Here is a 10282-nt window from a genome sequence, read left to right on the forward strand (position 1 = left end):
AGCTTCGCTCGCCCTTCGGGTCGACAAGCTCAGGGCGAACGGAGGTGGGGTTTCTGGCTTTGGCCCCAAACCGCCCAACCGTTCGCCCCGTCGCCGCCCTATCCCACCAGCCGCAGCGGCTCGCGCGGAGGCACAGACACCTGCGCGACGCCGGGGATGACGGAAAGGCCCTCCATAACCTCGGCGTTGATCTGGTAATCGCGGCCGAGCAGCAGTTCCGCGACGCGCCCATCATCCAGCAGCGCGCGCAGCCGGGCGACGCCCCGCCCGCCCCGGCTGGCCCGAAGCACCGCCGCGATCTGCGGCACGGCGGCGGGGTCTTCCACGTCGATCCACACCTCCATGCGCATGCCGCTCGACACTGAGGCGAAGGACTGCACGGTGCGGATGGTGACGCGGGGCACGTCCTCGCCCGGCTGGCGTTCCAGTTCCACCGTCATCAGCGCGCAGTCGCCCGCCTCGGCCATGTCGGCGATCGCCTTGCAGCCCTCTTCCTCGAAGCAACTCGCCTGGAACTGGCCGCTGCTGTCGGAAAACACCGCCGAGACATAGCGCGCGCCGCGCTTCGTCTCGCGCCAGCGTACCGATTCGACCTGCGCGGCCATCACCGCGCCGGTGCGCACGCTCGCATCGCCTTCGGGCGCGGGCTGCGCGCACAGGTCGCCGAAGCTCTTCGCGCCCTTGGCCTGCGCGATATGGCGATAGCGGTCGACCGGATGGGCGGAGAAATAGAAGCCGAACGCCTCCTTCTCCTGCGTCATCCGCTCCGAATTGGACCAGGACTTGTGCGGCGGGATGCGCACGTCGGCCTGCTTCACATCCTCGCCGCCGAACAGGCCGCCCTGCCCGCTGGTGCGCGCCTCGGCCGCGCTCGATGCGACCGAGAGGATGGTTTCCGCCGCCGCATGCACCCCCGCCCGGTCGGCATGGATGCCGTCGAAGGCGCCCGCCGCCGCCAGGCTTTCCAGCTGCCGCCGGTTGAGCAGGCGCGGCTCGATGCGGTTGGCGAAATCGTCGAGGCTGGTGAAGGGGCCATGCGCCGCGCGCTCCTCGACCAGCTGCTCCATCGCCTTTTCGCCGACGCCCTTGAGGCCGCCCAGCGCATAGCGCACCGCGACGCCGAGGCGCGGGTCGGTGCCCGGCTCGATCTCCACTTCCTCGACCGAAAAGTCCGCCTGCGCCTTGTTGATGTCGGGCGGCAGGCACTGGACGCCGGTGCGCCGCATATCATCGACGAACACGGTCAGCTTGTCGGTCAGGTGGATATCATAGGCCATGGACGCGGCGTAGAATTCCGCCGGATGATGCGCCTTCAGCCAAGCGGTGTGATAGGCGAGCAGCGCATAGGCGGCGGCGTGCGACTTGTTGAAGCCATAGCCCGCGAACTTGTCGATCAAGTCGAACAACTCGTTCGCCTTGGCCTTGGGAATGTTCGATTGCTCGGCGCAGCCCTTGACGAAGCGCTCGCGCTGCGCGTCCATCTCCGCCTGAATCTTCTTGCCCATCGCGCGGCGCAGCAGGTCGGCATCGCCGAGGCTGTAGCCCGCGAGGATCTGCGCGGCCTGCATCACCTGTTCCTGATAGACGAAGATGCCGTAGGTTTCCTTGAGGATCGGCTCCAGCAGATCGTGCGGATATTCGATCTTCTCCTGCCCGTTCTTGCGGCGGCCGAACATCGGGATATTGTCCATCGGGCCGGGGCGATAGAGCGACACCAGCGCGATGATATCGCCGAAATTGGTCGGCTTCACGGCGGCGAGCGTCTTTCTCATGCCCTCCGATTCGAGCTGGAACACGCCGACCGTGTCGCCGCGCTGAAGCAGAGCGTAGACCCCTTCGTCATCCCATGGCAGCGAGGAGAGATCGACCTCTATCCCCCGCCCGGCGAGCAGGTTGACCGCGCGTTGCAGCACCGAGAGCGTCTTGAGCCCAAGGAAGTCGAACTTCACCAGCCCCGCGCTCTCGACATATTTCATGTTGAACTGCGTCACCGGCATGTCGGAGCGCGGGTCGCGATAGAGCGGCACCAGTTGCGACAAGGGCCGGTCGCCGATCACCACGCCCGCCGCGTGGGTGGAGCTGTGGCGCGGCAGCCCCTCCAGCTGCATCGCGAGGTCGACCAGCCGCTTCACCTGCCCGTCGGCCTTATATTCGGCGACGAACTCCGCGCTGCCGTTCATCGTGCGCTCCAGCGTCCACGGGTCGGTCGGCAGGTTCGGCACCAGCTTCGCCAGCCGGTCCACCTGTCCATAGCTCATCTGGAGCACGCGGCCGGTGTCCTTCAACACCGCGCGCGCCTTCAGCAGACCGAAGGTGATGATCTGCGCCACATGGTCCGCGCCATATTTCTCCTGCACATAGCGGATCACCTCGCCGCGCCGCGTTTCGCAGAAGTCGATGTCGAAGTCCGGCATGGACACGCGTTCGGGGTTGAGGAAGCGTTCGAACAGCAGGCCCAGTTCCAGCGGATCGAGATCGGTGATGGTCAGCGCCCAGGCGACGAGGCTGCCCGCGCCCGAACCACGGCCCGGCCCGACCGGAATACCCTGTTCCTTCGCCCATTGGATGAAGTCGGCGACGATCAGGAAGTAGCCGGGAAAGCCCATCTGGATGATGATGCCCAGCTCGAATTCCAGCCGCTCCCAATAGGGCTTGCGATTCTCTTCGTCGGTGATGCCCGCCTTGGCCAGCCGCGCCTCCAGCCCGGAGGTCGCCTGATCGCGCAGCATCTTCTCCTCGCCCTCGCGGTCGCCCGCGAGGCTGGGGAGGATGGGCTTGCGCTTGGGCGCCATGACGGCACAGCGCTGCGCGACGACCAGCGTGTTGGCGATCGCCTCGGGCAGATCGTCGAACAGGCGCTGCATCTCGTCCGCCGGCTTCATCCACGCATCGGGCGAACTGGTGCGCCGGTCCGCGCTTTCGACATAGGCGCCGTCGGCGATGCAGAGCATCACGTCATGCGCCTCGTGGAAATCCGGTTCGGCAAAGCAGGTCGGGTTGGTCGCCACCAGTGGCAGGTTCCGCGCATAGGCGAGGTCGATCAGCGCCTCTTCCGCCTGCTCCTCTACGGACTCGCGGCGGCGGCACAGCTCTATGTAGAGGCGGCCGGGAAACAGCCGTTCCAGCGCATCGGCATAGGCGCGCGCGGCGGCAGGCTGGTCCTCCGCGAACAGGCGGGCCAGCGCCCCCTCCCCGCCCGCCGTCAGGCAGAGCAGGCCGTCGCTATGCCCTTCCAGCGCCGAGAGCGGCACATGCGCCTGTTCCTCGACCGGGCGGTCGAGATGCGCCATCGACACCAGCGCGCACAGATTGTCATAGCCCCGGTCGGTCTGCGCATAGAGCGCCAGCCAGTCGTAGACGGGCGCCGCGCCCTGCGGCCGGTCCGGGCGGGCGACGCACAGCATCGTGCCGATGACCGGCTGCACCCCCTCGCCCTTGCAGGCGTCGGAATAGGCCATGGACGCATAGAGGCCGTTGCGGTCGGTCAGCGCGGCGGCGGGGAAGCCGAGCTTCTTCGCCTGCTTGGCGATCGCCTTGGGGTCGATCGCGCCTTCCAGCATGGTGAAGGCGGAAAAGACGCGAAGCGGAACGAAGGGAGCATGGGCCGATGGGGAAGACATGGACCGGAATCTAGTCGGGCGCGCGGGCCGGCGCAATGTCTCCGCGCGACTTATCCACAGATGAACGCCGTACCCCCGCCGGGGACCGATAATTTGACAGGAGCGCATGGGCATGATCTGTTCCCCCGCGGGTCGCGTCGTCAGGTTGCAGGGGAGATTTTCCATGACCACTTCCGATTCCGCGAACGGTTCCGGCGGTTCCACGAACGAGCCGGGGACGAAGCCGCCCGGCCTGATCCAGCGCGTCAAGGCGCTGCTGATGCAGCCGCGGGCGGAATGGCCCGTCATCGAGCGCGAGGCCACCGGCATCGGCGATCTCTACCGGCGCTATGCGCTGCTGCTCGCCGCCATTCCCGCGCTGGCCCTGTTCGTCCGCTCCGCGCTGATCGGCTATGGCGGCTTCGGCTTTCATTATCGCGCCTCGGTCGGCGCGGCGCTGGGCGTGGCGATCAGCCAATATGTGATGGCGCTGGTGTCGGTGGCCGCGCTCGCCTTCATCGCCGATTTCGTCGTGACCAAATTCGACGGCGCCTCCCATCGCGTCAACGCGTTCAAGCTCGCCGTCTATTCCTCGACGGCGGCCTGGCTGGCGGGCATCTTCGTCGCCATTCCCGGCCTGGGGCTGTTCGGCCTGCTGGGGCTGTACAGCTTCTACCTGCTCTATACCGGCCTGCCCGTGCTGATGAAGGTGCCGCAGGACAAGGCGATGCTGTGCACCATCGCCATCGCCGCCGCCGCGATCTTGCTCGCCATCGTCGTCAGCGCGCTGCTGCGGCCCGCCACCGCGATGTTCGGCGGCATCGGCGGGGTGGAATCCGCGCTCCACAGCGGCGGTGAGGTGACGGTGCCCGGCCTCGGCACCATCGACACCGCCCGGCTGGAGGAGGCGGGCCGCAAGCTGGAGGAAGCCACGCAGCAGAACGCCCATGCCAGGCCGGTCGATTCGGCGCAGCTCAGGACGCTGCTGCCCGAAACGCTGGGCGGTTATCGGCGCGTATCGATCGAAACCCGCTCGATGGGTGCGGCGGGCGTCGGCGGCGCGCAGGCGAGCGCCGATTATGAGCGGGACGGCCGCCGCATCCGGGTCGAACTGACCGACATGGCGGCGGCGGGCGCGCTGGCCGGGCTGGGCGCGGCGTTCAACGTCACGCAGGAGCGGGAGGATGATTCGGGCTTCGAGCGGACGCGCACCGAAAATGGCCGCATGGTGCGGGAAACATGGGATGCCACGGAGCGCCGGGGCAGCTATACCACCACCCTCGACAACCGCTTCCTGATCTCCGTCTCCGGCGATGCCGACAGCTTCGAGGCGCTGAAGGCGATCGCCGCCGCCATCGACCCGGCGAAGCTGACGGCGCTGGCCCGATAGGCTGCGACCGACGACTCAGGCCGGTTCCAGTACCCCATCATGCAGGCGGGCGACTCGATCCATCCGCGCGGCCAGCCGCTCATTATGGGTGGCGACCAGCGCGGAGGAACCTTCCCCACGCACCAGCCGGATGAACTCGTCGATCACGATGTCGGACGTGCGCTCGTCCAGATTGCCGGTCGGCTCGTCCGCCAGCACCAGCGCCGGGCGATTCGCCAAGGCGCGGGCGACGGCGACGCGCTGCTGCTCGCCGCCGGAAAGCTGGCTCGGCCGATGCTCCAGCCGGTGGCCGAGGCCGAGGCTGCTCAGCAGCGAAACGGCGCGCGCCCGCGCTGCCGTCTCGTTCACGTCGCGCACCAGCTGGGGCAGCATCACATTCTCGGTCGCGTTGAAATCGGGCAGCAGGTGGTGGAACTGGTAAACGAAGCCCAGCGAATCGCGGCGCAGCCGGGTGCGCCCGTCATTGTCCAGCTGCGCGGCCTCCTCGTCCAGGATGCGGATCGATCCTTCGAATCCGCCCTCCAGCAGGCCCACCGCCTGCAACAGCGTCGACTTGCCCGATCCCGACGGCCCGACCAGCGCGACGATCTCCCCCGGCGCGATCGTCAGGTCCACGCCGCGCAGCACGTCGATGGTCACGTCGCCCTGGGTGAAGCTGCGCCGCAGCCCGGTCACGTTCAGCACATCATTCATAACGCAGCACCTGCACAGGGTCGGTATTGGCGGCCTTGAACGCCGGATAGAGCGTGGCGAGGAAGCTGAAGATCAGCGCCATCGCGCAAATGACGACGATCTCCACCGGATCGGGCTTGGACGGCAGGTCGGTCAGGAAGCGCACCGAGGGATCCCAGATATTCTGGCCCGTCACGATCTGGATCAGCTTCAGCACATCCTCGCGGAAATAGAGGAAGATGAACCCCAGCACCACGCCCGCCGCCATGCCCAGCGTGCCGATGGTGACGCCCACCGTCACGAATATCTTCAGCATGCTCGACCGCTTCGCCCCCATGGTGCGCATGATCGCGATGTCGCGCGTCTTGGCGCGCACCAGCATGATGAGCGAGGAGAGGATGTTGAACACCGCGACGAGGATGATCAGCGAGAGGATGACGAACGACACCACCCGGTCCACCTGCAACGCCTCGAACAGGCTGCTGTTCAGCTGCCGCCAGTCGGTGACGACCGCGCGCCCTTCCACCTTGTCGGCAAGCGGGGTCAATATGTCCGCGACCTTGTCGGCGTTGACCGTCTGCACCTCGATCATCCCGACGACATCGCCCAGCAGCAGCAGTTGCTGCGCATTTTCCATCGGCATGATGACGAACGCCTTGTCGTAATCATAGATGCCGACCTCGAAGATCGCGCCGACCTCATAACCGATCTCGCGCGGCACGGTGCCGAACGGGGTGGCCCGGCCCGCCGGATTGATGATCGATATGGTGCTGCCCACGGTCGCGCCCAGATTTTCGGCAAGCCCCGATCCGATCGCGATGATGTTGTGGCCGGGCTTGAGCGAATCGAGCCGCCCCGCCTGTACCTTGCCCTTCAGCGTGTCGTTGCCGAGAATGTCCGGCATCGTCATGCCGCGCACCAGCACCGCTTCCACCCGCCCCTGATAATTGGCGAGCAGCGGCTGCTCGATCAGCGGAGTCGCGCTGGTGACGCCGGGGGTCGCCTTGGCTTCCTTCAGGACGTCGCGCCAGTCGGGCAGGCGGCCGCCATAGCCCTGCACCACCGCATGGCCGTTGAGGCCCACGATCTTGTCGAACAGCTCCGCGCGGAAACCGTTCATCACGCTCATCACGATGATGAGCGCGGCGACGCCCAGCATCACCGCGACGAGGCTGATTCCCGCGACCAGGAAGATGAAGCCTTCGCCCTTGCCGGGCAGCAGATAGCGTTTGGCGATGGTCCGCTCGAAACGGCTGAGAATCATGAGAGGCAGGTTCCCCAAGGTGAGGCTTGATGCTCTAGAGCATCGAACGCGGAAGTGGGAACGGCTTTTTGCTTCTGAGGCCCGGCGGACCGTTTCGACATGTTGCGGATTTGACACAGGGGCGTCGCGAAAAACGACAGAAGCCAATTTTGCTGGTGACAGGCATGCCCCCCTCGCGATAGCTCTCTTCTTCGGAACACAGGCATAATAAAAATCCGCCAGGGTTCAGGGATACCGGATCAACCGCGCGTATAAAAAAGGGGCGCGATTGGGGGGCCGGACAATAGGGGAATGTGCATAGCACACACACCCGGATCGCGAAAAAGGGCGCGATCCGGGTGTTTTCCGTTCTGGCGACGGGTGCTTGCGAATCCATCGTCCGTTGGTGGCGGATTACGGCTGATTTCTGCCTTCCTGTCATGTCATCCCAGCGCAGGCTGGCATCTCAGAAGGCTGCGCACCATGGCCGGCGTCCCGGCCTGCGCTGGGGTGACGGAAAAGATGGAGGGGGACCGATCCCACCAAAGCAGCGATCCTCAAACCGCTTTGCAAGCCGCAAAACCGCCTTGTCTTTTCAGCGAACGAGGCAGCCTCTAAAGACTCCTCCATTTCCGCCGCCTTCCTCCTCCACAGTGAAAGGTTTCCGATGATCGCCCCGTTCCGCCCTGTTGCCGCCGCCGCCATGCTGATGCTGCTCGCCCTGTCCGCCTGCGCCAGCCCGGAAGCGCGCCTGCGCACGGGGCTTGTCGATGCGGGCCTGCCCGACCGGACGGCCGCCTGCATGGCCGAATATATGGCCGACCGCCTCAGCGTCACGCAATTGCGCCGCCTCCAGTCGCTCGCCTCGGTCAAGAAGGTGGACTATCAGCGAATCACGCTGGACGACTATCTGCACAAGGTCCGCGCGCTCAAGGATGCGGAGTTGATCGCCGTCACCGGCAAGGCCGCGTTCCACTGCGCCTTTTGATGCGCCGGCCCCGCGCGGCGGCATTTTGCAACTTTGCAAAGTCCATTTGCAAAGTCCGGCTTTCCTTGGGCGTCCGCCTGTGCTTTAGCGGCGCCGTCTTTTCTCCCGCTGGTGACGAGGATTTCATCCGATGAACATTCATGAATATCAGGCCAAGGAACTTCTGGCGAAATTCGGCGCGCCGATCGCGGCCGGCCATGCCGCCTTCACCGTCGAGGAAGCGGTCGAGGCCGCCGGCAAGCTGCCCGGACCGCTCTATGTCGTGAAGGCGCAGATCCACGCCGGCGGCCGCGGCAAGGGCAAGTTCAAGGAACTCGGCCCCGACGCCAAGGGCGGCGTCCGCCTCGCCAGGACGGTGGAGGAAGTGCGCGCCCATGCCGCCGACATGCTCGGCAACACCCTCGTCACCGTGCAGACCGGCCCCGCCGGCAAGCAGGTCAATCGCCTCTACGTCACCGACGGCGCCGACATCGCGAAGGAATTCTACCTCGCGCTGCTGGTCGACCGCGCCACCGGCCGCGTCGCCTTCGTCGTGTCGACCGAAGGCGGCATGGACATTGAAGAGGTCGCGCACTCGACCCCGGAAAAGATCCACACCTTCGCCGTCGATCCCGCGACCGGCTTCATGCCGCATCACGGCCGTTCGGTCGCCGCCGCGCTGAAGCTTTCGGGCGATCAGGCGAAGCAGGCCGCGAAGGTCGCCGCCTCGCTCTACAAGGCGTTCCTCGCCACCGATGCGTCGCAGATCGAGATCAACCCGCTCGCCGTCACCGAGCAGGGCAATCTGCTGGTGCTCGACGCCAAGGTCGGCTTCGACAGCAACTCTCTGTTCCGTCACCCCGACATCCTCGAACTGCGCGACGAGACCGAAGAAGACCCGGCCGAACTGGAAGCGTCGAAATACGACCTCGCCTATATCAAGCTCGACGGCGACATCGGCTGCATGGTGAACGGCGCGGGCCTCGCCATGGCGACGATGGACATCATCAAACTCAACGGCATGTTCCCGGCCAACTTCCTCGACGTCGGCGGCGGCGCGAACAAGGAGAAGGTGACGGCCGCGTTCAAGATCATCCTGCAGGATCCGGCGGTGAAGGGCATTCTCGTCAACATCTTCGGCGGCATCATGCGCTGCGACATCATCGCCGAGGGCATCGTCGCGGCCGCCAAGGAAGTGAACCTGTCGGTTCCGCTGGTCGTCCGCCTCGAAGGCACCAACGTCCAGCAGGGCAAGGACATCCTTGCCGCCTCCGGCCTGCCGATCGTCTCGGCGGACGATCTGGGCGACGCGGCGAAGAAGATCGTCGCGCAGGTCAAGGCGGTCGCCTGACTTTCAGGACGACAGAGATCACGGGGGCATCGGGCAGAAATGCCCGGTGCCCTTTTGCGATGGACTTGCACGGCAGCGCAAAGCGACGCATGGGAAGAAGCGTTTCCCCGGTACTGCCGTTGCGCGGGTCCATGGATGATGCGGAAGGACATGGAAGATGAAGCTATTGGTGCCGATAAAGCGTGTGATTGATTACAATGTGAAGCCGCGGGTCAGGTCGGATGGATCGGGAGTTGATCTTTCGAACGTGAAGATGAGCATGAACCCGTTTGACGAGATTGCGGTGGAGGAGGCGATCCGTCTGAAGGAGAAGGGTGTCGCCTCGGAGATCGTGGTGGTGTCGATCGGGGTGGCGAAGGCGCAGGAGACGCTGCGCACGGCGCTGGCGATGGGCGCGGACCGGGCGATCCTGATCGAGACCGAGGCCGGGGTGGAGCCGCTGGGCGTGGCGAAGCTCTTGTCGAAGGTGGCCGGGGAGGAACAGCCGGGCCTCGTGATATTGGGCAAGCAGGCGATCGACGACGACAGCAACCAGACCGGGCAGATGCTGGCGGCGCTCTTGGGCTGGGCGCAGGGCACGTTCGCGAGCAGGGTCGAGGTCGAGGGCGAGAGCGTCGCGGTCACCCGCGAGGTCGATGGCGGGCTGGAGACGGTGAAGCTCGCCCTTCCGGCGATCGTCACCACCGACCTGCGGTTGAACGAGCCGCGCTATGCCTCGCTGCCCAACATCATGAAGGCGAAGGCCAAGCCGCTCGCCAACCGCAAGCCCGAGGAGTTCGGCGTGGACATTTCCCCGCGTCTGGAGACGCTCAACGTGGCCGAGCCGCCGAAACGCTCGGCCGGGATCAAGGTGGCGGATGTCGATGAACTGGTGGGCAAGCTGAAGGAACTGGGAGTGGCGGCATGAAGACGCTGATATGGGTCGAGCATGAGGGCGGCGTGCTGAAGGACGCGACGCTCTCTGTGGTGAGCGCGGGCGCGCAGCTGGGCGAGGTGCATCTGCTGGTCGCGGGGCAGGATGTGGGCGGCGTTGCGCAAGCCGCCGCGCAGATTGCGGGCG

Annotated in this window: 7 protein-coding genes and 1 pseudogene; 5 read left to right on the top strand and 3 right to left on the bottom strand. The window is 66.0% G+C overall.

Annotated features, from left to right (window positions below; translation table 11 throughout):
• Window positions 1-98 precede the first annotated feature (98 nt).
• Window positions 99-3620: a DNA polymerase III subunit alpha gene (dnaE, locus tag GGR43_RS02360; protein ID WP_188070314.1), complete on the bottom strand. Its 3522-nt coding sequence runs from the start codon at window positions 3618-3620 to the stop codon at window positions 99-101.
• Between the two features lie 163 nt (window positions 3621-3783).
• Between dnaE and GGR43_RS02365 the strand changes: the two genes are divergently transcribed.
• Complete coding sequence (locus GGR43_RS02365) at window positions 3784-4989, top strand: Yip1 family protein (RefSeq protein ID WP_188070315.1); 1206 nt, start codon at window positions 3784-3786, stop codon at window positions 4987-4989.
• A gap of 15 nt (window positions 4990-5004) precedes the next feature.
• Here the strand turns inward: GGR43_RS02365 and GGR43_RS02370 are convergent, their stop codons facing one another.
• Together GGR43_RS02370 and GGR43_RS02375 are read right to left on the bottom strand one after the other, a co-directional pair.
• On the bottom strand, window positions 5005-5682 hold the full coding sequence (locus GGR43_RS02370; RefSeq protein WP_188070316.1) for an ABC transporter ATP-binding protein: 678 nt from the start codon (window positions 5680-5682) through the stop codon (window positions 5005-5007).
• Complete coding sequence (locus tag GGR43_RS02375) at window positions 5675-6925, bottom strand: lipoprotein-releasing ABC transporter permease subunit (RefSeq protein WP_188070317.1); 1251 nt, start codon at window positions 6923-6925, stop codon at window positions 5675-5677. Before GGR43_RS02375 ends, GGR43_RS02370 begins: the two co-directional genes overlap by 8 nt.
• 646 nt (window positions 6926-7571) lie before the next feature.
• Between GGR43_RS02375 and GGR43_RS02380 the strand changes: the two genes are divergently transcribed.
• From GGR43_RS02380 to GGR43_RS23470, 4 genes and pseudogenes are all read left to right on the top strand, one after another.
• On the top strand, window positions 7572-7892 hold the full coding sequence (locus GGR43_RS02380; RefSeq protein ID WP_188070318.1) for a hypothetical protein: 321 nt from the start codon (window positions 7572-7574) through the stop codon (window positions 7890-7892).
• 130 nt (window positions 7893-8022) lie between these two features.
• The gene (gene sucC, locus GGR43_RS02385; protein ID WP_188070319.1) at window positions 8023-9222 is read left to right on the top strand and encodes an ADP-forming succinate--CoA ligase subunit beta; all 1200 of its coding nucleotides are present in this window, start codon (window positions 8023-8025) and stop codon (window positions 9220-9222) included.
• Between the two features lie 157 nt (window positions 9223-9379).
• A complete protein-coding gene (locus GGR43_RS02390; RefSeq protein ID WP_188070320.1) occupies window positions 9380-10129 on the top strand; it encodes an electron transfer flavoprotein subunit beta/FixA family protein in 750 nt (249 codons plus the stop codon).
• Window positions 10126-10282, top strand: a pseudogene (locus GGR43_RS23470) (electron transfer flavoprotein subunit alpha/FixB family protein); the annotation flags it as partial. The gene GGR43_RS02390 and the pseudogene GGR43_RS23470, both read left to right, overlap by 4 nt.

This window comes from Sphingobium jiangsuense, assembly GCF_014196495.1.
Taxonomy (GTDB): Bacteria; Pseudomonadota; Alphaproteobacteria; order Sphingomonadales; family Sphingomonadaceae; genus Sphingobium; species Sphingobium jiangsuense.

Bases quoted from the DNA above. Each gene is read 5' to 3' on its own strand.
- sucC (WP_188070319.1), top strand. From the start codon at position 8,023: ATGAACATTCATGAATATCAGGCCAAGGAACTTCTGGCGAAATTCGGC.
- dnaE (WP_188070314.1), bottom strand. From the start codon at position 3,620: ATGTCTTCCCCATCGGCCCATGCTCCCTTCGTTCCGCTTCGCGTCTTT.
- GGR43_RS02370 (WP_188070316.1), bottom strand. From the start codon at position 5,682: ATGAATGATGTGCTGAACGTGACCGGGCTGCGGCGCAGCTTCACCCAG.
- GGR43_RS02390 (WP_188070320.1), top strand. From the start codon at position 9,380: ATGAAGCTATTGGTGCCGATAAAGCGTGTGATTGATTACAATGTGAAG.
- GGR43_RS02365 (WP_188070315.1), top strand. From the start codon at position 3,784: ATGACCACTTCCGATTCCGCGAACGGTTCCGGCGGTTCCACGAACGAG.
- GGR43_RS02380 (WP_188070318.1), top strand. From the start codon at position 7,572: ATGATCGCCCCGTTCCGCCCTGTTGCCGCCGCCGCCATGCTGATGCTG.
- GGR43_RS02375 (WP_188070317.1), bottom strand. From the start codon at position 6,925: ATGATTCTCAGCCGTTTCGAGCGGACCATCGCCAAACGCTATCTGCTG.